Source organism: Nocardia sp. No.11, assembly GCF_038752175.1.
GTDB lineage: Bacteria > Actinomycetota > Actinomycetes > Mycobacteriales > Mycobacteriaceae > Nocardia > Nocardia canadensis.
In genome coordinates this window covers 1-20,894 of record NZ_JBCGFB010000106.1, presented here as the reverse complement: position 1 = coordinate 20,894, position 20,894 = coordinate 1, and the positions used below count along the sequence as shown (strand labels likewise).

22 protein-coding genes are annotated in these 20,894 nt (G+C 71.0%); 7 read left to right on the top strand and 15 right to left on the bottom strand.

Features of this window, described 5'->3' with window-relative positions; all coding sequences use genetic code 11:
- Positions 1–226 precede the first annotated feature (226 nt).
- A complete protein-coding gene (locus tag V8688_RS24870; protein WP_342801815.1) occupies positions 227–1,480 on the top strand; it encodes a serine hydrolase in 1,254 nt (417 codons plus the stop codon).
- 46 nt (positions 1,481–1,526) lie between these two features.
- Here the strand turns inward: V8688_RS24870 and cynR are convergent, their stop codons facing one another.
- From cynR to V8688_RS24855, 3 genes are read right to left on the bottom strand one after another with little or no spacing between them, the layout of a single operon-like run.
- On the bottom strand, positions 1,527–2,411 hold the full coding sequence (gene cynR / locus V8688_RS24865) for a transcriptional regulator CynR (protein WP_342801814.1): 885 nt from the start codon (positions 2,409–2,411) through the stop codon (positions 1,527–1,529).
- Positions 2,412–2,463: 52 nt separating this feature from the next.
- Positions 2,464–3,048 (bottom strand): NAD-dependent epimerase/dehydratase family protein, encoded by a 585-nt coding sequence (locus V8688_RS24860; protein ID WP_342801813.1) that lies wholly within the window; start codon positions 3,046–3,048, stop codon positions 2,464–2,466.
- Positions 3,049–3,089: 41 nt separating this feature from the next.
- Positions 3,090–3,371, bottom strand: coding sequence for a hypothetical protein (locus tag V8688_RS24855; RefSeq protein ID WP_218717450.1), 282 nt, complete (start codon positions 3,369–3,371; stop codon positions 3,090–3,092).
- 278 nt (positions 3,372–3,649) lie between these two features.
- On the opposite strand from V8688_RS24855, the gene V8688_RS24850 reads away from it, so the two are divergent.
- Complete coding sequence (locus tag V8688_RS24850) at positions 3,650–3,796, top strand: hypothetical protein (RefSeq protein ID WP_342801812.1); 147 nt, start codon at positions 3,650–3,652, stop codon at positions 3,794–3,796.
- 68 nt (positions 3,797–3,864) lie between these two features.
- On the opposite strand, the gene V8688_RS24845 is transcribed toward V8688_RS24850, so the two are convergent.
- Both V8688_RS24845 and V8688_RS24840 read right to left on the bottom strand, forming a co-directional pair.
- Positions 3,865–4,509, bottom strand: coding sequence for a response regulator transcription factor (locus V8688_RS24845; protein ID WP_218717435.1), 645 nt, complete (start codon positions 4,507–4,509; stop codon positions 3,865–3,867).
- Positions 4,506–5,654, bottom strand: a complete 1,149-nt coding sequence (locus tag V8688_RS24840) for a histidine kinase (protein ID WP_342801811.1) — start codon at positions 5,652–5,654, stop codon at positions 4,506–4,508. Before V8688_RS24840 ends, V8688_RS24845 begins: the two co-directional genes overlap by 4 nt.
- Before the next feature lie 108 nt (positions 5,655–5,762).
- Between V8688_RS24840 and V8688_RS24835 the strand changes: the two genes are divergently transcribed.
- Positions 5,763–6,311 carry a hypothetical protein gene (locus tag V8688_RS24835; RefSeq protein WP_218717434.1) on the top strand — a complete coding sequence of 183 codons (549 nt, stop codon included), beginning with the start codon at positions 5,763–5,765 and terminating at the stop codon, positions 6,309–6,311.
- A 57-nt stretch (positions 6,312–6,368) separates the two neighbouring features.
- On the opposite strand, the gene V8688_RS24830 is transcribed toward V8688_RS24835, so the two are convergent.
- Genes V8688_RS24830 through V8688_RS24795 form a run of 8 tightly spaced genes read right to left on the bottom strand, consistent with a single transcriptional unit; the run spans position 6,369 to position 13,946 of the window.
- Positions 6,369–7,313, bottom strand: a complete 945-nt coding sequence (locus V8688_RS24830; RefSeq protein WP_218717433.1) for an ABC transporter substrate-binding protein — start codon at positions 7,311–7,313, stop codon at positions 6,369–6,371.
- Positions 7,310–8,029, bottom strand: a complete 720-nt coding sequence (locus tag V8688_RS24825; protein WP_342801810.1) for a class II aldolase/adducin family protein — start codon at positions 8,027–8,029, stop codon at positions 7,310–7,312. Before V8688_RS24825 ends, V8688_RS24830 begins: the two co-directional genes overlap by 4 nt.
- Positions 8,030–8,045: 16 nt before the next feature.
- Complete coding sequence (locus tag V8688_RS24820; protein WP_342801809.1) at positions 8,046–9,215, bottom strand: LLM class flavin-dependent oxidoreductase; 1,170 nt, start codon at positions 9,213–9,215, stop codon at positions 8,046–8,048.
- The gene (locus V8688_RS24815; RefSeq protein WP_218717430.1) at positions 9,212–10,312 is read right to left on the bottom strand and encodes an LLM class flavin-dependent oxidoreductase; all 1,101 of its coding nucleotides are present in this window, start codon (positions 10,310–10,312) and stop codon (positions 9,212–9,214) included. Before V8688_RS24815 ends, V8688_RS24820 begins: the two co-directional genes overlap by 4 nt.
- Entirely contained in the window at positions 10,309–11,334 is a 1,026-nt protein-coding gene (locus V8688_RS24810) for an ABC transporter substrate-binding protein (protein WP_342801808.1), read from the bottom strand. The genes V8688_RS24815 and V8688_RS24810 overlap by 4 nt, the downstream gene beginning before the upstream one ends.
- Complete coding sequence (locus V8688_RS24805; RefSeq protein WP_218717428.1) at positions 11,331–12,095, bottom strand: ATP-binding cassette domain-containing protein; 765 nt, start codon at positions 12,093–12,095, stop codon at positions 11,331–11,333. The genes V8688_RS24810 and V8688_RS24805 overlap by 4 nt, the downstream gene beginning before the upstream one ends.
- Positions 12,092–12,907 (bottom strand): ABC transporter permease, encoded by an 816-nt coding sequence (locus tag V8688_RS24800; protein ID WP_218717427.1) that lies wholly within the window; start codon positions 12,905–12,907, stop codon positions 12,092–12,094. Before V8688_RS24800 ends, V8688_RS24805 begins: the two co-directional genes overlap by 4 nt.
- A gap of 1 nt (position 12,908) precedes the next feature.
- On the bottom strand, positions 12,909–13,946 hold the full coding sequence (locus V8688_RS24795; protein WP_218717426.1) for an NrtA/SsuA/CpmA family ABC transporter substrate-binding protein: 1,038 nt from the start codon (positions 13,944–13,946) through the stop codon (positions 12,909–12,911).
- Positions 13,947–14,159: 213 nt separating this feature from the next.
- Between V8688_RS24795 and V8688_RS24790 the strand changes: the two genes are divergently transcribed.
- The 3 genes from V8688_RS24790 (at position 14,160) to V8688_RS24780 (ending at position 17,420) form a co-directional block, all read left to right on the top strand.
- Complete coding sequence (locus V8688_RS24790; RefSeq protein ID WP_342801807.1) at positions 14,160–14,915, top strand: IclR family transcriptional regulator; 756 nt, start codon at positions 14,160–14,162, stop codon at positions 14,913–14,915.
- An 87-nt stretch (positions 14,916–15,002) separates the two neighbouring features.
- Entirely contained in the window at positions 15,003–16,436 is a 1,434-nt protein-coding gene (locus V8688_RS24785) for an MDR family MFS transporter (protein WP_342801816.1), read from the top strand.
- A gap of 192 nt (positions 16,437–16,628) precedes the next feature.
- Positions 16,629–17,420: a class I SAM-dependent methyltransferase gene (locus tag V8688_RS24780; protein WP_342801806.1), complete on the top strand. Its 792-nt coding sequence runs from the start codon at positions 16,629–16,631 to the stop codon at positions 17,418–17,420.
- 3 nt (positions 17,421–17,423) lie between these two features.
- On the opposite strand, the gene V8688_RS24775 is transcribed toward V8688_RS24780, so the two are convergent.
- Together V8688_RS24775 and V8688_RS24770 are read right to left on the bottom strand one after the other, a co-directional pair.
- Positions 17,424–18,431: a hypothetical protein gene (locus V8688_RS24775; protein WP_342801805.1), complete on the bottom strand. Its 1,008-nt coding sequence runs from the start codon at positions 18,429–18,431 to the stop codon at positions 17,424–17,426.
- Between the two features lie 133 nt (positions 18,432–18,564).
- Complete coding sequence (locus tag V8688_RS24770) at positions 18,565–19,980, bottom strand: amino acid permease (protein ID WP_342801804.1); 1,416 nt, start codon at positions 19,978–19,980, stop codon at positions 18,565–18,567.
- A 146-nt stretch (positions 19,981–20,126) separates the two neighbouring features.
- Between V8688_RS24770 and V8688_RS24765 the strand changes: the two genes are divergently transcribed.
- A partial coding sequence (locus tag V8688_RS24765) for an LLM class flavin-dependent oxidoreductase (RefSeq protein WP_342801803.1) occupies positions 20,127–20,894 on the top strand: 768 nt, incomplete at its 3' end.

Sequence of the window (20,894 nt, the reverse complement as noted above, 5' to 3'; positions counted from 1 at the left end):
GGTCGGTCCGGGCCGGGCAGGGCCGCCCCACCCCGACGACACCGGGCGACGTGCGCCTCGGCGACACGCGACGCCGCTGCGGCGTCGGTGCCGTTGGTGACCGGCCCGGCGTTCGGTCCACCCGCGGTTTCCATCGAGCCGATCTCACCGGCATCTGCCCAGTTCACAGGCCCGCGATGCCCGCGTCACGGTGTCGGTGATCCGCGGCGTCGATAGGCTGGGTCGCATGAGCGCAACCCCCGCCACATTGGTGCCGGTCGCCGAGGACCTGGACACGGTGACCACGATCGGCCACGAGGACGACCCCGTCGAGGCCGGCACGTCCGCCGTGGCGGTCGCGCGGCTGTGGGATGCGGTGCGCGACTGGTACGCGCTGGGAACCTCGCCGGCGATCCAGGTGTGCCTGCGACGCAACGGCAGGATCGTGCTGAACCGGACGATCGGTCACGGGTGGGGCAACGCGCCGAGGGACGCTCCCGACGCCGAGAAGATCCTGGCGACACCGGACACCCCGTTCTGTGGCTTCTCCACCGCGAAGGGCGTCGCCGCGACGGTGATGTCCATGCTGGTCGAGCAGGGCGCGTTCGCGCTCGACGACCGGGTGTGCGACTACATTCCGGAGTTCGCCGCGCATCGCAAGGACAGGATCACCATCGGTGCTGTGCTGTCGCATTCGGCGGGGGTCCCGTTCATCACGCCGCCCTACCGGGGCAGCGAGGTCGTGCCCGACGAGGATCTTGCCGTCGCGGCGCTCGCCGATCTCGTGCCGAGCTGGCCGCCCGGCCGCTTCCGGGTCTACCACGCGCTGACCAGCGGCCTGATCCAGCGACTACTGGTCCAGCGGGCGACCGGCAAGCGCATGCGCGAGCACCTCGCCGAGCAGGTCCTGATCCCGTTCGGCTTCCGCTGGAACAACTTCGGCGTCGACCCGGCCGATCTCGACAAGGTCGTGCCGAGCGTGAAGACCGGTCCGCCACCGTCGCGGCTGTCGCTGCTTCTCGCGCGCAAGGCGCTGGGCGGGCGGATGGACAAGGCGTCCAAGGCCGACAACGACGCGTTCCTCACCGCCGAACTGCCCTCCGGCAACCTGGTGACCACCGCGTTCGAACTGTCCCGCTTCTACGAAATCCTCACGCGGGGCGGCGAACTCGACGGCATCCGGATCATCGACCCCACTACGCTCGCCGACGCGATCCGGCCGGCCGACCGGATTCCCGGTGCGGCGGGCCGGGTCAGCCGCGCGGGCTTCGAGTTGGGCGGTCGCCGATCGAAATTCGGCCGCGACACCCGATTCCACTTCGGCCGTAGCGGTCTGACGACCCAGTACGGCTGGGCCGACCCCGAACGCGGCCTCGCGGGCGCGATCCTCACCAGTGGCAAGGCCGCCACCGACACGAACCGCCCCTGGCAGCTGGTCACGCAGATTTCCGACACCTTGCCGCGCCTGGATCGCGCACCGGAGTGGCTGCGTCTCAGGTGAGCTGCAGCTCCCGATACGCTGTTCTCACAGTTCGATGTGATGGCTTCTATGACATGGCGCCGACGTCCTCGGCGATCGCGGCGAAGGCGCGGGCGGCCGCCGAGTGATAGACCGTGCGGCGGCGCAGCAACTCCACCGTCCGGCTCGGGAGCGCGGGCACGAGCGCGACCGGGCGCAGGTCGGGGTGGGCGCGAGCGATGGCATCGGGCAGGACGGTGCCGAGCGTGCCCCGCCGGGTGAACTCGACCAGCGCGCTGATCGAATTCGCGTCGATCGCGACACGCGGGGCCACGTCATGGTCGGCGAGGTAGCCGTCGATATGGACGCGGGTCGCGAAATCGCGGCTGAGCAGCGCCAAGGGCTGGACCGCCAGATCGGCGATCGGCAGCGGCCCCGCGTGCGTGGCGAGGGCGTGGTCCGCGCCGACAACCAGGCTCAGGTGCTCGGTGAACAGGGCCGTGGCGTCGATCCCCGCCGTGTGGGTGCCACTGAACGCGATGCCGAGATCGATGGCGTCGGCGAGCAGGTCCTCTTCCAGCCGATCCTGAGTGGTCTCGGTGACCGACACGGTGACTTTCGGATGCGCGCGGTGGAACCGATCCATCAGCGGACCGATGAGATAGGCGGTGAGCGTGGGCGTCATCGCCACCCGCAGGTGCCCCCTGGTCAGGTCCTGCACGTCGTGAACGGCGCGCTCCCCGGCTTCGAGGTCGCGCAACGCGTTACGCGCGTGTTCGGCGTACACCAGGCCGGCGTCGGTGAGGGTTACCGTCCGGCCGGAACGGTCGAGCAGCTGCACATCGAGCAGCCGCTCGAGCTGCTTGATCTGCTGGGACAGCGTCGGCTGGGAGATGTGCAGCGATTCGGCGGCCCGGGTGAAGTTCCCGTGGTCGGCGACGGCGAGCAGGTACCGGATATGACGCAGCTCCATGGCCATCATGATAGATAGCTTCTATCGAACCGCCGCAGGTCTGCGCGTTCGTCTATTGCAGCTCGGCGACGACCACCGTCCCGGTGGGCGCGTCGAGCAGTGCGACCGTGCGCGCGGCGGCCGCGTCGACGTGGACGCGCGGATGCTCCGGCGGGGTCGACTCGTAATACGTTCCGGGACCGTAGAACTGGCCGTAACGCAGCACGACACCACCCGCGCCGAGCACTGCGGCCTCGTGCGCGGCGATCACCGCGCCGCGGCCCGCGGGCGGCTGCCAGGCGATGCTCTGGGCGAGAAAGCGCTCCGCGCCGGCGGAGGCGGCCGCGGCCAGCAGATTCGCGGTGCCTTCGGTGCGGATGCGCGCGTTCGCCTCGCCGGAGCTCGCCAGCTCGGCGACATCATCGGGGAGGTCGGTGAGCTGGTGCATGACCAGATCGGGCGCGAAGGCGGTGACCGCCGCGGCCAGGCCGGGCGCGTCGTAGACGTCCTGCACGATCGGTTGGGCTCCGGCGGTGCGGATCGCCGCCGCCTTGCCAGGGGAGCGCGTCAGGCCGGCTACCTCATGGCCCGCGCCGATCAGCAACGGCAGCAATCGCGTTCCGATGACGCCCGTGGCGCCGGCGAGGAAGATACGCACGCCCCGACCCTAGCCGGGGCCGCGCGCCACGGGGCCGGTGGTCAGGCCCCGATCACGGCGTTCATGATCGTGCCCGCACTGGTCGCCACCGCGCCGCCCGCCATGGCGCTGGCGATCATCTTCGGCGACTGCAGACCGCCGCCGCTCCACTTCTCCCAGGCGAACCGGCCGCCACCGTAGGTGATGGCGGTGACGCCGGACAGCAGGATCATCCAGGTGAAGTACCGGCCCAACTGCAAGATCTTCTCCGCCATCGGCGGGGCTTCCGGCGTGGGATTGCCGACCTGCGCGAGAACAGCGCCGTCCAACACAGCCAGGATCATGCTCACGATCGTGCTCCTTCGTCGGATGTTCGTGGTGAAGCCGATGTCGAGAACTCGTGACGCGGTAGAACCCCAGATCCATTGAACATTCAACCTCAGGCCGCTTCGATGGGGTAGCCGACACTCCGCGACGATCATGACCGGCGTCACACTCGTCGGGCCGTGTCACCGTCGCGCCGTGCCCCTACTATCGACAGCGCGGGGCTTGTCCGGAATCGGCGCGACGAGGCGCTGACCACCACCTTCATCGCATATCTACCGTACCGCGAGGAGGGCACATGGCTTTCCTGATTTCCTTGATCGTCGCGCTTCTTCTGGTGACCGCAGCAGTGGTCGTGGCTTCCTACGCCACCGTCTCCCTGACCTATTGGTTTGAATCTCGACGGATCCGTCACGATCGGACGGACCCACACCCCGCACGCTGATCACCGCCCCGCCGACCCCGATGCCCCCGCGACCGACACCGGTCCGCGGGGGCATCGCCGTGGCACGGTCAGGACGGTTCCAGCCCCGCCTGGGTGGCGATCACCGCGGCTTGGACGCGCGATTGCACACCGAGTTTGGTCAGCACCCGCGAGACGTGGGTCTTCACGGTGGCTTCGCCGATGTGCAGGCGGCCGCCGATCTGCTGGTTCGACAGCCCGGCCCCCAGACCGGCGAGCACCTGTCGTTCGCGGTCGGTGAGGGCGGACAGGTCCGGCGGCGGCGCCTGTGTCGTCGCCGGGGGCAGCGCGGCGATCACCGCGCGGGTCACCTTCGGGTCGAGCACCGCGTCACCGTCGGCGACGGCGAGGACGGCACGCACCAGCTCGTCGCCACCGACGGATTTGAGCAGGAAGCCACTCGCCCCCGCCGCAAGCGCGCCCAGGACGTAGTCGTCGATGGCGAAGGTGGTGAGCACCAGGACCTTCGCGGCCGTCTCGGCGACGACCGCCGCGGTGGCCTCGAGCCCGTCGACGCGCGGCATGCGCACGTCCATCAGCACCACGTCCGGACGCAGCGCGCGGGTCTGGCGGAGCGCGGCGACACCGTCGCCGGCCTCGCCGACGACCCGGATCTGCCCGGACGACTCGAGCAGCATGGTGATCCCGGCCCGGATCGTGGCGTGATCGTCGGCCACCACCACCGTGACCGTCATCGCTCCCCCAGCGGCAGCCGCGCGCGCACGCGCCAGATGCCGTCCTCGGCGCCCGCGGTGAGAGTGCCGTCGATCGATTCGGCGCGGAAGATCATGTTGCGCAATCCGTTTCCTTCCCCCTCGGGCCGACCCGGCGGGATCGGATTCGCGGCCGTCACGACCACCCGGCCCGCGTCGCGGCGCACGTCGATGGCCAGTGGCGCGCCCGGCGCGTGCTTGGTCGCGTTCGCGATCGTCTCGCTCAGGATGCGGGTGAGCACCGCTTCCACGGCGGTGGACAGCGGCAGGTCGGGTTGGCGTCGCAGGGTCACCGTCCCGCCCGCCGCCTCGGCGGCGTCGATCAGCCCGTCCAGGGAGGAGAGCCGCGCCGTGACGGCGGTGTCGCCGGGGGAGGTCAGCAGGTCGATCGTCGCGCGCATCTCGTCGAGCGCGGCCAGGCTGCCTGCGCGGATCGATTGCAGGACGGCGGTATCACCGGGCTTCTTCTGCGCCACCTCGGCCAGGATCGCGACCGCCGACAGGTGACCGGCGACGGTGTCGTGCAGGTCCCGGGCGACCCGTCTGCGTTCGTCACCGAGCGCGGCCGATCGCTCGGCGTCGCGTGCCGCGAGTTCGGCTCTGGCCGCGGCGCGTTCGACCCCGACCATGCGGCGCGAGGCCCGCACCGACCGGGCGTAGCCCACCGGTGACCAGGTGATCGCGACAGCGATCAGGACGGTGTAGATGGCCGCCCTGAGCCCCAGCACGGTCAGCGCCAGCAGAGCTCCGCCCGCGGTCACCGCGAGCGCGAACCCGGCGACCACCGCGCCGAGCCGATCCGACCCGGTGCTGACGGCCAGGTAGATCACGTCCGACAGCGCGATCCACAGCGGCAACGACGGTCCGAGAACGAAGTCACCGGCCAGCAGCACGACCATCAGCCCGAAGGCCAGGCCCGGCCTGCGTTGCGCGGTCAGCTGGATCGCGAAGGCCGCGCACAGCAGCGCCAGCTTCGCGGCGGCCGGATACAGATCGCGATCCATCACCACCGGCCAGCCGCCGGCGACCCACAACAGCACCCCGACCAGGAACACCCCGACGGCGGCCGCGGTCGCGGTGTCGAACACCGCCACGAGCCGGGACAGGGACGGGCGGGCAGCGGGCATGCCTCATTTCAGCACACCGCGACCGCGCCTCGGGTCCCCCGAAAGGTGGACCACACCCGCGCCGTCAGCGGGACGACGACGCACCGGTGGGCCCGGCACAGTAGGGAAATGGACGCATTGAACAACCCCGTACTGCTGACGATCGCCGCGTGCGAGGTCGGTTTCTGGGTGCTGGTGGTGGGTGGTCTGCTGCTGCGCTATGTGGTGCGGCTGCGCCGCGCGGGCCTGATCACGCTGGCGCTGGTTCCGGTGCTGGACGTGGTCCTGGTGGTCGCGGTGGCCATCGATCTGCACCGCGGCGGCGAGGTGGGTTTCGCCCACCGGCTGGCCGGCATCTATCTCGGCTGCACGGTGATGTTCGGGCATCGGCTGATCGAGTGGCTCGACGCGCGCTTCGCCTACCGCTTCGCCGGTGGACCGCCGCCGGTGAAGGTGCCGAAGTACGGTCCCGAACGCACCCGCAAGGAGTGGGCCGACTTCGCGCGCTGGCTCGGTGCGGCGGCCATCGCCGGCGCGCTCACACTGGCGCTGAGCTACACGGTGGCCGACGCCCAGCAGCGCGAGCAACTCATGGGCGTGTTCGGTTCGCTCGGGGTGATCACCGTGATCTGGCTGCTCACCGGACCGGTGTGGGTCACCGGCGCACAGCGCGACTAACCCACACCGACCGATGCCCCGGGACCGATTCGGTTCCGGGGCATCGTCGGCTCGGGCTCAGACCGCGGCGGGCGCCTTCTCGGCCAGGATCTCCCCGATCCACGGCAGGACCGCCGAGCGCACGTCGACCGCGCGCGGGAGCAGACCGTTGGCGGCGAGCAGGTCGGCGGCGCGCTGCTGTTCGTCGAGGAAGTCCTCGCTCACCGGGTGCACGCCGAACGGGCGGCCGCGCAGCGCGGCTTCCCAGGCGTCCAGGTCGGCGGGCAGGTCGCGAGACCGCGCGTCGTCGACGAAGTACTGGGCGGCCGCGCGCGGGTCGGCGACGATCCAGGCGTCGGACTCCTGCAGCGCGGCCAGCACCGCCTCGACCGCGGCCCGGTTGTGCTCGGCGAGATCGCGGCGGGTGAACCACAGCGACGGGTGACTGAACACCGACGCGGTGTCGACCAGCGTGGTCAACTCCGTGGCGGCCTCGACCTCCCGCAGGCCGGGATAGGTGCCGACCCACGCGTCGAGTTCCCCGGACAGCAGCGCGGCGCCGCCACCGCGCACGTCGACGTCGACGGGCTCGACATCGGCCCAGCTGAGCCCGACCCGGTCGAGGGCGAACAGCAGCAGTGTGGTCTGCCACGAACCGTGCGCGATGCCGACCCGCTTGCCCTTCAGGTCGGCGGCGGAGGTGATGCCGCTCGCGGCGGTCGCCACCAGCCTGCCGTTCTCCACCCGCGGGCCGGAGATGCCGAGGTAGACGATGTCGCGCTGATTGGCCAGCGCGGTCAACGGCGGGGTGAAGCCGGTGCCGATGATGTCGTAGCCGCCTTCGGTGAACAACCAATCCGAGTGCTCGCCGGGCAGACCGGTCGTGGGGTCGACGCGCTCGGCCTGCGGCAGGGCGCGCAGATCGACCCACTCGACGTCGGGGATCGCGCGCTCCAGGATGCCCCGGTGGCGCAGGACGAACAGCGAGTTGTTGTGCGGGAAGTACCCGACGCGCAGGCTCATCGGGCGTCTCCGATCAGGCCGAGCCGACGGGCCTCCTCGGCCAGGCCGCTCCGGTGCCACTGCACCGCGAGATTGGAGGGATCGAATTCGACCGAGCCGCCGAGGGTTTCGGCGATGGCCTGATACTGCGCGCCCTCCTCGAGCAGGACGACGAACTCGGCCAGTTCCAGCAGTCCGGCCCGGCCGAGCACATTGGCACCACCGTTGGCCTCGAAGATCGCGACCAGGTGCGGGTCGGTCTCGAGCTTGTTCAGGATGAACTCGCCCGCCCCGATGGTGCGGTCGATGTGCGGCGGGATCTCCCGCGACAGGGTCAGCCGCTGGGCGGCGGCGTAGCGGATCGGCAGGGTGCGATGGGTCTGCGCCCAGCCACCGAGCCACGGGGTGTGGATGTGCACGACGGAGGTGATCTCCGGATGCGCGCGGAACACCTCGGCGTAGCCGGTCACGAAACCGGCGGATCCCTTGCCGGACAGCACGTGCCCGTCGAAGGTGGCGACGACGGGTTCGACGGTGCGCTCGGCCGCCCACGGGCCGGGCTCGTTGAGCGCGACGGCGATCTCCTCGCCCGGCACCCGCTCGACGAAGTTGACAGTGCCGTTGCCGGTGACGGTGCCGGTCTCGCGGAACACCCGGAACGCGGTCTCGGCGTCGCGGGTCGCCGCCGCGACGAAGGCCGCGACGGCCTCCGGCAGACGGGTTTCGGTGGTGGTCATCGAAGGACTCCTATGATTATCGGACCGTCGCGAGGACGGTGTCGGTGGACGGGGTGGTGAGCCGGGATCGGCCGAGCAGGGGCAGCACTTCCTCGCCCACCCGGTAGGCCTCCTCCAGGTGCGGGTTGCCCGCGAGGATGAAGGCGTCGACGCCGAGGTCGATGAGTTCGTCGAGCCGCTGCGCGACCTGCTCGTAGCTGCCGACGAGACCGAAGGCGGGTCCGCCGCGGATCAGGCTGAAGCCGCACCAGACATTGGGCTGGACTTCCAGATCGCGGTAGCCGGTGATGGTCTCGGGCACCCAGCCGGCGATCCTGGCCGCGCCGACCGAGTCGCCCTGGGCGGCGCGGTTGGCGGCGTCGCGGTCGACGAAGGCCCAGCCCTTCTCGATCTCGGCCCAGGCCGCTTCCTCGGTGTGCCGGGCGACGACGTCGACGCGGACCGCGAACTTCGGTGCACGGCCAAGTGTTTCGGCGTTGCGCCGGACACCGTCGAACTTGGCGCGCAGGTCCGCGAACGGCTCGAGCCAGGACAGGTAGTAGTCGGCGTGGCGGCCCGCGGCGGCCACCGCGGCGCCGGAGGACCCCGAGAAGTACACCTCGGGGAACGGCTGCCCGGCCAGACCGGACGGCAGCGCGGCCCCGGCGGTGCGGAAGAAGCGACCGTCGTGGTCGAACGGTTCGCCGTCCCACACACCGCGCAGGACGTCGAGGAATTCGCTGGTGCGCGCGTAGCGGTCGTCGTGGGACACCTTGTCGCCCCACCACAATTGCGCCGGTCCCCCGCCGCCGCTGATGATGTTGTAGACCAGCCTGCCGCCGGTGGCGCGCTGCAGGCTCGCCGACATCCTGGCCGCCTGCACCGGGTGCAGGAACCCGGGCTGGAAGGCGACCATGAAGCGGTAGGTGGTGGTCTCGGCGGCCAGCGCGGACGCCACGGCCCACGGATCGTCGGTCACCGGGAACGACGGGAGCAGACCGCCGAGGAAGCCCGCCGATTCGGAGGCCTTGGCGACGGCGGCGACGTGGTCGAGATAGCTGTACTCGTCCAGGGCGCCGCCGCGGATGGCGGGGGCGAGATTGCCGGGACCGTAGCCGCCGGCGTTGCCGCGGTTGTAGCGGCGCGGGGTACGCAGGGAGGCGTGGTCGCCTTCCATGCCGATGCGCCAGTAGACGTCGATGGTCATGCGGTGAGCTCCTGCGCGGTGCTGAGGGTGCGGCCTGCCGGGTCGGCGAGGAACAGCAGGTGTTCGCCCGCGCGGTGGATCTCCTCGATCTGCGGATGACCGGACAGCACGAAGCTCTGCACGCCGGCGAGCTCGTAGACCGACAGCTGACGGGCCACCTGTTCGTAGCTGCCGACCAGGCCGATGCGCTGTCCGTAGCCGAGCGCGTCGAAGCCGGCCCAGCGGCCGTCGCCGAGAGCGTGCGCGGCCGCGGAATCGGTGCGGCCCAGCTCCTCCCACTGACGGTGCACGCGCGCCCAGGCCTCGTCCTCGGTCTCCCTGGCGATGATCGGCAGGTCGAGCGCCACCCGGACCCGGCGGCCCACGGCGGCGGCCCGCTCCCCCAGTTCCGCGGCGGCGCGGGAGATCCCGTCGAGTTCCTCGCCGAAGACGTGGACGTCGCCGTGCGCGGCCGACAGCTCCAGCGCGGCCGCCGAGGTGCCGCTCAGATGGACCGTCGGGAACGGCAGGCCGGACAGGATGCCACGGAACCCGCCGTCGATCACGTCGTAGTACTGCCCCGCGTATTCGAACCCGGTGCCCGCGAATCCGGCCGCGCCGACCTCGGTTTCGTTCCACACCCCGCGGGCGACGGTGAGGAACTCCGCGGCGCGCCGGTAGCGCTGGTCCCCGCCGACCTGGTCGCCGCGCGAGCGGGCCTCGGCGTCGTCGGTCTCGACCGCGAGCCGCCAGTTCAGCCTGCCCCGCGAATGCCGCTGCAGCGTGGCCGAGATCTTGGCCGCGTACACCGGTGTGCCGAAGGCGGGCTGGAATTCGACGGTGACCCGCGCGTAGCGGGTCGAGCGCAGCGCGGCGCCGGCGACGATCCAGGATTCCTCGCCGAGTGGATCATAGGGCGCGAGTACGCCGTCGAAGCCGTTGAGTTCCGCGGCGTCGACGATCTGGGCGAGATCGTCGAACGGGCCGAACCGGCCGGGACGCACATCGGTGGCCTCGGTGCGCGGCGCCTGCGGCCCGAATCCGCCACGACCGCGCAGCGCGGGGACGGCGCGGCGACCGTCGCCCCGACTGGGCAGGGTCCAGACGAACTCGGTCATGCGGGCACCCGCTCGGCGGCGACGAGTTCCTTCGCCCGGGCCAACGGCTCGGCGGCGACCCAGGATTCGAGGTCGAAGTCCGCGGCCAGGAAGCCGTGGGCGTAGAGGAACTGCTTCTGCACGCCGAGCAGTTCGATGCGTTCCTCGCTCAGCGACGGGTGCAGCCCACGATGGAACTCGTCGCCGTAGGCGGCGACGACACCCTCGGGGCCGGACAGCGTTTCGCGTTGCAGCACCGCGCGGACCCTGTCGAGGTCCCCGGCGGCCCAGTCGGCGGCGCGCAGGCTCTGCGCGAGGAAGCCGACGACGACCTCGGGCCGGGATTCGAGCAGGTCCGCGTGCACCGTGATCGGTCGCGGGGTCCCGTTGTTGACGCGCAAGTGCTTGGTGGCCGAGGCGTCCAGGTCGACCGCGACGCGCAGCCCGTGCTCCCGCGCGACCTCCTGCGCGCGGGCGCCCTTGACGTAGACGGCGTCGACCGTGCCCGCCAGCAGTTCCTCGACACCCCAGGTGGTGGACCGGCGGGCCGACTGGATCGCGGTGCGTACCTGCGGATCCCGGTCGACGTCGAGTTCGGTGACGCGCACGTCGGCCAAGGTCAGCCCGGCCGGGCGCAGCGCGTTGGCGAAACCGTGCAGTGCCATCGCCCGCGGGAAGCTGCGGGCCTGGTCCTGCGCCCAGGCGGGCACGCCGAGCCGCAGTCCGGCCAGGCCCGCCGCGTCGGTGACCGGCGAGTCGGGGCCGACGAGGATCGCCTGGGATTCGTCGATCCAGGTCAGGCCGATCAGCCGGGTGGGCGAGCCCTGCGCCCGGGCCGCCAGCGCGGGCACGTTGCCGCCCTCGCGGATCAGTCCGGACAGATCGTGCAGGAAGTGGTGGCCGGCGAGTTCGGGGCCCGCGTCCTGCAGGACACCGAAGTCGAGGCCGGCGCTCGCGGCGGTCTCGCCGAGCCAGCCGAGGCTGTGCGCGAGACCGCTCGCGGTCGGCACGGGGCAGCGGGTGTACCACAGGGTTTCGGTCATGACAGGCTCCTGATGTGTGGTCCGACGCCCAGTTGGGCGAGGAATTGCGTTCGGTAACCGAGGGTTTCGGGTGCCGCGTGGTCACGCGGCCGGGGCAGGTCGATGGCCTCGTCGACGGCGAAGCGACCGTGGTCGAGGATGATCACCCGGTCGGCGAGCCGGATCGCCTCGTCGACGTCGTGGGTGACCATGAGGACGGCGGGGCGGTGCCGGGCGACGAGATCGCCGACCAGGTCCTGCATCTGGAGCCGGGTCAGCGCGTCCAGCGCGGCGAACGGCTCGTCGAGCAGCAGCAGTTCCGGTTCCCGGACCAGGGCCCTGGCCAGGGCGGCGCGCTGGGCCTCGCCGCCGGACAGGGTGGCGGGCCACTGGCCCGCCTTGCCGTCGAGGTGCACTTCGCTCAGGGCCCGCAGACCCGCTTCGCGCTGCGCTTTGGTGCGGCGCAGACCGACGAGCACATTGGCCAGCACCCGCTTGGACGGGATCAACCGGGGCTCCTGATAGACCGTGGTGCGGCGCGGCGGCACCAGCACCTCCCCGGCATCGGGCACCTCCAGGCCGGTGAGCAGGCGCAGCAGCGTGGTCTTGCCGGTGCCGCTCGGACCGAGCAGCACGACGAACTCGCCGCGCCGGATGGTCAGGTCGACGCCGTCGAGCACCGTCTTGTCGCCGAAGGCCTTGCGCAGCCCGGTGATCGAGACCGCCACCGGCGCCTGCTGATCGACCGCAGGCTCGACGGGCGCGGCCGCTGTCGTGGTCATCGGATCGCCACCTGCTTGCGCCAGGGCATCGCGTAGCGTTCCGCGAGCCGTACGAGTGCGTCGAACACCAGACCGAGCAGCGCGTAGAGCACGACGCACAGCACCATGTAGTCGGTGCGGTTGTATTCCTGGGCCAGCGTCACCAGATAGCCGACGCCCTCCTGCGTGCCGACCTGCTCGGCGGCGATGAGGCCGGTGATGCTGATCGACAGGCAGATCCGCAGCGCCATCAGGATGCCGGGCAGCGCGGCGGGCACGATCACCTCGGCGACCAGCCGGGTGCCGGTGAGTCCGAAACTGCGCGCGGCCTCGACCATCTTGCGGTCGACATTGCGCACGCCCAGATAGGTGTAGGCATACATCGGCGCGGTGGTCGCCACCGCGATGAGCAGCACCTTGTAGAGCTCGTCGATACCGAACCACGAGATGAACAGCGGGACCAGCGCGAGGAAGGGCACCGCACGCACGATCTGCATCGTCGAGTCGACCAGTTCCTCGCCGAGGCTCGACAGCCCCGACAGCAGCCCGAGCACCAGGCCCACCGAGACGCCGATCGCGACGCCGGCGGCGGCCCGGCCGAAGGAGGCCAGCGCGAAGTCGATCAGCCGGCCGCCGTCGAGCAGTTCCAGCAAGGCCGCCCAGACCGCGCCGGGGCTCGCGATCACCCGGGGCGAGATCGCCCCGCTCGCCGAGCCGACCCACCAGGCCGCCACGATGGCCGCGGGCAGCGCGGCACGCAGGCCGAGGGACAGCCACCGAGGACGCTGCCCGGTGACCCGGGCCCGCGGCGGCGCCAGTTCGAGGGTGGTCATGTCACTTTTCCTTCAGTGCTGCCAGCTGCTCGGGGCTGAGCTTGGAGCGCAGGTCGTAGAAGATGTCGGCGGCGGTGATCCGACGGCTGATCACGCCGTTGTCGGCAAAGGTGTTCACCACGTCGGCCAGGGCGGCGGCGTCGGATTCGGCGGGCAGGCGCGGCACGGTGACCTCGGAGCCCACCCGCACGGCGTCGGCGAGGCGGTCACCGGTCAGCGCGCGCGGACCGGTCTTGTCGAAGACGTTTTCGAAGTCGGCGGGCGCGGCCTTCTGCTCGGCGGTGAGTCCCTGCAGCACTTCCAGGTACTTGGCGGCGACGTCCGGGCGCTGCTCGAGGACCTCGGTGCGGAACACGACCACGGTGTTGTCGTGCGAGCCGATGGCCTTCTCGGTGACGATCTCGCGGGCGCCGGCGGCCTTGGCCTCCTGGTAGGGCACCAGGAACGAGGCCCAGGCGTCGACCTTGCCGGTGGCGAAGGCCGAGGCGGCGTCCTTCTGCTGCAGCGGGACCCTGGTCACCTCGTCGGCCGGAATGCCGGCCTGTGCCAGGGCTTTCAGGGTGATGTACTCGCCCTTGCCCGCGGGGTTGACCGCGATCCGCTTGCCGACCAGCCCGGCGACCGAGGTGACCCCGGACTCGGGGGTGACGACGATGCCGCTCTGATCCTGACCGGCGGGATCGGCCACGGCGACGATCTTGACGCCGACGTCCTTGGACAGCGCCCCCACGACGGGGCTGAACGCGGCGCCGGAGACGTCGAGCTCCTCGGTGTTGAACAGTTTCAGCATCGAGCTGAAACCCGGTGTGGTGCTGACCCATTGGATCTTCGCGCCGAGCGGAGCCAGGGCCGCGTCGAAAGTGCCGTCGCGCTTGCCGACCGCGAGCGGTCCGGTATTGCCCGGATCGGTGACCTTGAGAACGAACGAGGCCTGCGCGCCCGGTTCGGGCGTGGAGCCGGAGCCACACGCCGCGACGAGGGCGACGACGGGGACGATCGCGAGCGCGATCCTCGAGAAGGCCGGCAGCCTGCGGGACATCGGGGCTCCTGTGTTCGGGGAAGGGCGGGTAGTGCTTTCGCAGCGTAGGAGCGGCCCTGTCGCCGAACGAGGTATGTCTTTCCAAGGATCGGAAAGCTTGACAGCCGCCGATCGGGCGATCTATAGCCACTTCCGCGACAGACCCCCATCCCTTTCCGAATATCGGAAAGATGACGAGGCGTCTCGCCGAACCGCTGTGTTACCGTCGGCTCCGTGGAGACCTCCAGCGTGCAGACCGTGACCCGGGCCCTGTCGGTACTCGATTGCTTCCGCGGCGGCGAGGAACGGGGCGTCTCCGAGGTCGCGCGCGCCCAGGGCCTGGCGGTGAGCACCACCCACCGACTGCTCAGCGCCCTCGTGCAGGCCGGATTCCTGGAGAAGGACGCCGAATCGAGCCGTTACCGCATGGGTGGCGCGCTGGCCGAGTACGGGCAGATCGCCTACCGCCAGCACAAGATCTACCTCGCCGAGCCGTATCTCGAGCAGCTCGCGGCCACCACCGGCGCCACCGGGTCGGTCGCCACCCGCCACGGCATCCACGCGGTGTTGCTCGGCACGAGCCGCTGGCGCGAGAGCGACGGGCACGAGCTACAGGGCGTGCGCCTGCCGCTGCACGCGAGCGCGCTCGGCAAGGCACTGCTCGCATGGTCCGACGTCGACAACGACGAATTGCGTTCCCTTCCTTACGAAGAGGGCACCGAGCGGTCGGTGTCGAACGCCGAGGAGATGCGCGCGGAACTGGTCGCGACCCGGGCCCGCGGCTACGCCTTCAACGACCGGGAGCTCGATCCGGGCTACCGCACCATCGGCATGCCCATCCTCGACCCGCAGGGCCGGTGCCGTTTCGCGCTCGGCCTGCGTGGGCCGGTCACGCTGATGATCGACGAACGGGTGCCGTTCTTCGTCGAACTCGCCAAGGTGACCGCGGCCGATATCGCCGCCACCTTCGCCGCCGCCGCCGCGGACTGACCGCGCCCCTTGGGTCCGTTCGGGTGCACCCGAATTCCTGGGACGATACTTTGTATTTGTTTAGTTGAGCTCATGAAGGGAGCGGTGGTGGCGACCGATACCGCAGGTCCCGCGGTCGGGCTGCGCTCCGAACGCGGCGCGATCCTGGCCTCGCTGATGATGTCGACGAGTCTGATCGCGCTGGACTCGACGATCATCGCCACCGGCGTCCTGACCATCACCAGCGATCTCGGCGGATTCGCGCTGTTCCCGTGGTTGTTCTCGATCTATCTGCTCACCCAGGCCGTGACGGTGCCGATCTACGGCAAGATCGCCGACACCGTCGGCCGCAAACCGGTGATCCTGTTCGGCATCGCGGTGTTCGCGCTGGGCTCGCTGCTGTGTGGGCTCGCCACGAGCATGGTGGCGCTGATCGCGTTCCGGGCGATCCAGGGCATCGGCGCGGGCGCGATCCAGCCGATGACGATGGTCATCGCTGCCGACCTGTACACCCTGCCCGAGCGGGCCAAGGTACAGGGCTATCTGGCCGGGGTGTGGGCCGGATCGGCGGTGCTCGGCCCCCTGGTCGGCGGCGCCTTCGCCGATTTCGCCAGCTGGCGCTGGATCTTCCTGGTCAACCTGCCGCTGGCGGCGCTGGCCGGGGTGATGCTGCTGCGCAACTTCACCGAGCCGGCCCCGCGCCGGGCGCGCGGACACGTCGACTATCTCGGCGCGGCCCTGCTCACCCTCGGCGCGGGCGCGCTGATCCTCGCGTTGCTCGAGGGCGGCCAGTCGTGGGCGTGGAACTCCCCCGTCAGCCTGGCGCTGTTCGCGGGCAGCGCCGTCGTGCTGGTCGTCGTCGGCGTCGTCGAGCACCGCACCGCGAATCCGATTCTGCCGCTGTGGATCTTCACCCGCCGGGTGGTCGTCGCGGCGAGCGCGGTGTCGATGCTGATCGGCGCGATCGTGCTCGGGCTCACCTCCTATGTCCCGACCTTCGCCCAGGGCGTCCTCGGCACCACCGCCACCCTCGCCGGCCTCACCGTCGGCGCCCTGACCATCGGCTGGCCGATCACCGCCTCCCAAGCAGGCCGGTTCTACCTGCGACTCGGCTTCCGCACGACCGCGCTCATCGGCAGCGTGATCGCGGTCCTCGGCTGCCTGACGCTGCTGCCGATCGGCGATCACGCGAGTCCGTGGCAGCTCGCGGGCGCCTGTTTCCTCATCGGCGCGGGCATGGGCCTGGTCGCCAACCCGACGCTGATCGCCGCCCAGACCGACGCGGCCTGGTCCGAGCGCGGCGTCGTCACCTCGGCGACCATGTTCGCCCGCTCCATCGGCAGCGCGGTCGGCGTCGCCGTCTTCGGCGCCATCGTCAACGCGCGGGTCGACGCGGCCGACCGCCCGGACCCCGGCGAACTCGCCGACGCGATCCACCTGGTGTTCGTCACCCTCCTGGCCATGTCGGTCGTCCTGCTCGCCGCCGCGGCCACCATGCCCGGCGCACGGCCCACCGCCCCCGCCGACGTCCAGGTCGACTGATCCCCGCTACGCCGCACGAGCATTCGGTCGCGGCACCGAACCCTCACTGCCAGCGGCCACGACACACGCGCTAGATACTGGGCCGATCGAACCCGCTCGGCCACACGAGCTCTCGGCGCAGTGCCGAACGATCGGACGCCACCGGCGGAGCTGCGCTGCACCGCCGGGGTGCGCGCCGGTAGGGTCGAGACGGTGTGGGGAACAGGGGATTCGACGGATCCGGCGGGGCGACGGGCGAGTCGGGCGAGGTCGTTCGGGGCGCAGGCCGCGGTGTACGCCGAGCACCGGCCGGACTACGCGGCGGCCGCGATCCGGTGGGCATTGGCCCGGGTCGGGCGGACAGACCCGGTGGTCCTCGATCTGGGCGCGGGCACCGGCAAGCTGACCGACGGATTGCTGGCGGCCGGAGCGACGGCCATCGCGGTCGAACCCGATGCGGCGATGCTCGCGGAGCTGGTGCGGCGGTATCCGGCGGTGAGGGCGCTCGCCGGTGCGGCGGAGGCGATTCCGCTGCCCGACGACTCGGTGGACGCGGTGGTCGCCGGGCAGGCGTTCCACTGGTTCGATCAGGACAGCGCGTTCCCCGAGATCGCGCGGGTCCTGCGGCCGGGTGGGGTGTTCGCGGCGTTCTGGAATACCGACGACGACAGCACCGAGTGGGTGGCCGGGCTCAAGCGGATCTCCCGGTCGGCGGTGTCGTTCACCCCGTCCGAGACCGAGGACCAGCTCCCGGCGCATCCACTGTTCACGGCATTCGAGAAGGCGGAGTTCACGCACGCACAGCGACGCACCGCCGAATCGCTGGTCACGACGATCGGCACCCATTCGCACACCGTGGTGATCTCCCCGGAGCAGCGCACCGCGCTGCTCGACCGCATCCGGGACTACCTGCGCGCGACACCGGAGACCGCACAGGGCGAGTTCGACTTCCCGTTGCGTACCGAGGTGATCCGGGCGGTGCTGCGCGGATCACCTCGGCACTGAGCGTCAGCTCGCGCGTTCCGCCAGGCCACGCACCACGTCGACGACCTCGCCCGGCGCGAACTCGACGACCCGGCGTACCCGTGAATTGGCCACGGGCGCCAGGTCGACGACGATCGGCGCGCCCGGGCCCACCTGCGCGATCGCGGTGATCCGGTCCTGGAGGAAGCCGCCGTCGGGGACGCCGACGCGAATGACGTCACCGACCGTGAGCGCCTCGGCCCGGACCGGGCCGCCGAACGCCGCGGTGGGATCGAAGGTGCCGCAGCGGGTGTGGCCGGTGGTCGCGCCGAGGCCGCGCTCGGCGATGGTCCACCACACCGTCGATTCCGGTTCGCCGACACCGACGCGCGCGTGCCAGGCCAGCACACGATCGCGTTCTGCCTCGGCGGCCGCGCGGGTCTCGTGCAGGGAGACCTGCCTGCGGACCGGGGCGTTGCGGGAGCGGGTGGTGCCCGCCGCGCCGTCGATCACCAGGATCCACCGGGCGCCGACGGCGTCGTCGCGGCGGGCCGAGACCCGCTTGGCCAGGGCCAGTCCCGGCGTCGCGCCCAGCTGGTCGGCCGCCTCCTCGAGGCTCGCGACGAGCCCGAGCGAGCGCAGCAGCTCGGCCGCCGACAGCTCCGAGGTCCCCAATTCCTGCGCCAGCGCGGTCATCGGCGTGCGCCGGCGCCAGCCGATCCGGGCGCAGTGTTCGTGCCGGGTGAACCACAGCCCGCTGCGGGTGCGGCGGTGCTGATCGACGACCACCGCCCACCAATCCCATTCGGGCTCGGCGACCAGCCTGCCGCGAATCCAGCGTTCCCGCTCGGCCGTCGGCACCCGTTCCTCGGGTGGCACGAAATTGCGGAGGGCCGCGCGCACCGCGGACTCGGTGCGCCCCACCGTCCTCGCGGTGCGCGCCAGGTCGGCCCCCGCGCGCAGATCGTCGGCCAGGACCCGGTACTCCGATTCGCGCCAGGTGGTCCCATGCCTGCTCGGTGGCTGCAGATCGCCACGGTCGTCGTCACTCATCCCCGTGCCCCCGTTCTCGCACCGCCCGGCCACACTCGCGCCGGGCTCGTTTGTGTGACCCTTCGACGATACCGGTGGGGTATGACAGAAAACGCTTGTCTGCCAGCGGCTTTCCAGCAAACGGGGGTGCTGCTCAGCCGGTGTGCGCGACGCCACGGCGGCCGAAGGCGTAGTAGCCCAGGCACACCAGCGCCGCCCAGACCGCGCCGACGACCAGCGCGGTGCGCCCACCGTCGGTCCACAGCAGCAGGACCACGACCAGGCCGAGGAATCCCAGTGCGGCCCAGTTCGTCACGGGCGCGCCGGGCAGCCGGTAGTCACTGGCGGGCAGCTCCCCCGCCCGAACCTTGGCGCGATACTTCAGGTGGCACATCAGGATCACGCCCCACACGACGATGATGCCGACGGTGCTGACCGAGGTGATGTAGGCGAAGGCCTTGTCCGGCGAGATCAGGTTGACCACGACGCCGATGACCATCGCCGCGGCCGAGGCGCAGATGCCGGTGAACGGCACCGACTGCTTGCTCAGCTTCGCGAAGCCGACGGGCGCCTCGTCGCGCAGCGCGAGGCTGCGCAGCATCCGGCCGGTGGAGTAGATGCCGGAGTTGCACGACGACAGCGCCGCGGTGAGCAGCACGAAGTTGATGATGCCCGCGGCGGCGGGAATACCGATCTGCTCGAACACCTCCACGAACGGGCTGCGGCCCGCATGGAAGGTCCGCCAGCTCGCCACCGACATGATCACCACGAGCGCGCCGACATAGAACAGGCCGATGCGGAACGGCAGCGTATTGATCGCCTTGCGCAGGGTGGCCTTCGGATCGCGGGCCTCCCCGGCCGTCACACCCACCAGTTCCACACCCACATAGGCGAACACGACGATCTGCAGCACCAGCAGGGTCTGCCCGAAGCCGTGCGGGAAGACCCCGCCGTCGGCCCACAGGTTGGTCACCGTCGGGTTCGCGGCATGGCCGAAGCCGAACACGAGCACGCCGATGCCGATCAGGATCATCGCCAGGATCGCGGTCACCTTGATGGCCGAGAACCAGAACTCGCCCTCGCCGAAGATCCGGACCGAGATCAGGTTCGCGGCGAACAGCACCGCCAGCACCACCAGCGCGGTCACCCACTGCGGGATGTCGAACCAGTACTGCACGTATTTGCCCGCGACGGTGATCTCGGCCATGCAGGTCGACACCCACACCGCCCAGTACGACCATCCGGTGGCGAAACCGGCGAAGCGGCCGAGGAATTCGTGCGCGTATTCGGCGAAGCTGCCCGACACCGGTCGATAGGTCAGCAACTCACCGAGCGCGCGCATGATGACGAAGATCGCCAGGCCCGCGGCCAGGTAGGCCAGGATCAACGACGGCCCGGCCTGCTCGATGGCGGTGCCGGAGCCGTAGAACAGGCCGGTGCCGATCGCGCCGCCGATGGCGATCATCTGGATGGTGCGCGGGCTCAGCCCCCGCGCGTAGCCCTCCGATTCGGTCGTCGGAGTGGGCGCCTGCACGGCTGCGGTGGATAGCCCGGGGCCGTCAGCTGACATGGATCGTGTCCTTCCGTCGCGTCGATCAGTCCTGCACGCTACCGCCCGGCAAGCGTGGCCCCAGTCACCCCCACCGCGGGCACGGAAATACCGGCCGCCGCGCACGAGTTGCCCCTTGCGGGGGTTCGTCACGGTCGAGGAGGCTCATGAGCGCGGTCACGCTGTCGGTTCTGGATCTGGCGCCGGTGCAAGCCGACGTGAGCGCGGGCGATGCCCTGCGCGCCACCACGCGGCTGGCCCAGCACGCCGAGGAACTGGGCTTTCGCCGATTCTGGGTGGCCGAGCACCACAACATGCCCGGCATCGCCAGCTCGGCGCCCGCGGTCGTGCTGGCGCATCTGGCGGCCTCGACCTCGCGCATCCGGGTCGGTTCGGGCGGGGTGATGCTGCCCAACCATCCGCCTCTGGTGGTGGCCGAGCAGTTCGGCACGCTCGAGGCGCTGCATCCCGGCCGGATCGATCTGGGGATCGGCCGTGCCCCCGGCACCGATCCGGTGACCGCGCGTGCCCTGCGCCGCAGCGCCGAAGGGCTCGGCGGCGAGTCGTTCCCCCGCGAGCTCACCGCGCTGATCGGGTTCTTCCGCGGCGCCGACGGCGAAGGCATCGTCGCCAGCCCCGGCCGCGGCACCGAACCGGCGGTGTGGCTGCTCGGCTCGAGCGGCTACAGCGCCCAGGTGGCGGCGGTCCTCGGGCTGCCCTTCGCGTTCGCCCATCACATCGCCCCGGACAACACCGCCGCCGCGCTGGCCCTCTATCGCGACAACTTCCGGCCCTCGGACGTGCTGAGCGAGCCGTACACGATCGTGGCCGCCTCGGCGATCTGCGCCGACACCGATGCCGAGGCCGACCGGCTCGCCGCGCCGCGCGACCTCGCCTTCGCCCAACTGCGCGCGGGCCGCCCGCAGGCACTCGCC

Coding starts and splice junctions, on each gene's coding strand:
- V8688_RS24805 (WP_218717428.1), bottom strand. CDS start 12,095: ATGACCACGACAGCGGCCGCGCCCGTCGAGCCTGCGGTCGATCAGCAG.
- cynR (WP_342801814.1), bottom strand. CDS start 2,411: ATGGAGCTGCGTCATATCCGGTACCTGCTCGCCGTCGCCGACCACGGG.
- V8688_RS24840 (WP_342801811.1), bottom strand. CDS start 5,654: ATGCCCGCTGCCCGCCCGTCCCTGTCCCGGCTCGTGGCGGTGTTCGAC.
- V8688_RS24810 (WP_342801808.1), bottom strand. CDS start 11,334: ATGACCGAAACCCTGTGGTACACCCGCTGCCCCGTGCCGACCGCGAGC.
- V8688_RS24835 (WP_218717434.1), top strand. CDS start 5,763: ATGGACGCATTGAACAACCCCGTACTGCTGACGATCGCCGCGTGCGAG.
- V8688_RS24800 (WP_218717427.1), bottom strand. CDS start 12,907: ATGACCACCCTCGAACTGGCGCCGCCGCGGGCCCGGGTCACCGGGCAG.
- V8688_RS24850 (WP_342801812.1), top strand. CDS start 3,650: ATGGCTTTCCTGATTTCCTTGATCGTCGCGCTTCTTCTGGTGACCGCA.
- V8688_RS24820 (WP_342801809.1), bottom strand. CDS start 9,215: ATGACCATCGACGTCTACTGGCGCATCGGCATGGAAGGCGACCACGCC.
- V8688_RS24830 (WP_218717433.1), bottom strand. CDS start 7,313: ATGAGCCTGCGCGTCGGGTACTTCCCGCACAACAACTCGCTGTTCGTC.
- V8688_RS24770 (WP_342801804.1), bottom strand. CDS start 19,980: ATGTCAGCTGACGGCCCCGGGCTATCCACCGCAGCCGTGCAGGCGCCC.
- V8688_RS24870 (WP_342801815.1), top strand. CDS start 227: ATGAGCGCAACCCCCGCCACATTGGTGCCGGTCGCCGAGGACCTGGAC.
- V8688_RS24815 (WP_218717430.1), bottom strand. CDS start 10,312: ATGACCGAGTTCGTCTGGACCCTGCCCAGTCGGGGCGACGGTCGCCGC.
- V8688_RS24825 (WP_342801810.1), bottom strand. CDS start 8,029: ATGACCACCACCGAAACCCGTCTGCCGGAGGCCGTCGCGGCCTTCGTC.
- V8688_RS24855 (WP_218717450.1), bottom strand. CDS start 3,371: ATGATCCTGGCTGTGTTGGACGGCGCTGTTCTCGCGCAGGTCGGCAAT.
- V8688_RS24795 (WP_218717426.1), bottom strand. CDS start 13,946: ATGTCCCGCAGGCTGCCGGCCTTCTCGAGGATCGCGCTCGCGATCGTC.
- V8688_RS24845 (WP_218717435.1), bottom strand. CDS start 4,509: ATGACGGTCACGGTGGTGGTGGCCGACGATCACGCCACGATCCGGGCC.
- V8688_RS24775 (WP_342801805.1), bottom strand. CDS start 18,431: ATGAGTGACGACGACCGTGGCGATCTGCAGCCACCGAGCAGGCATGGG.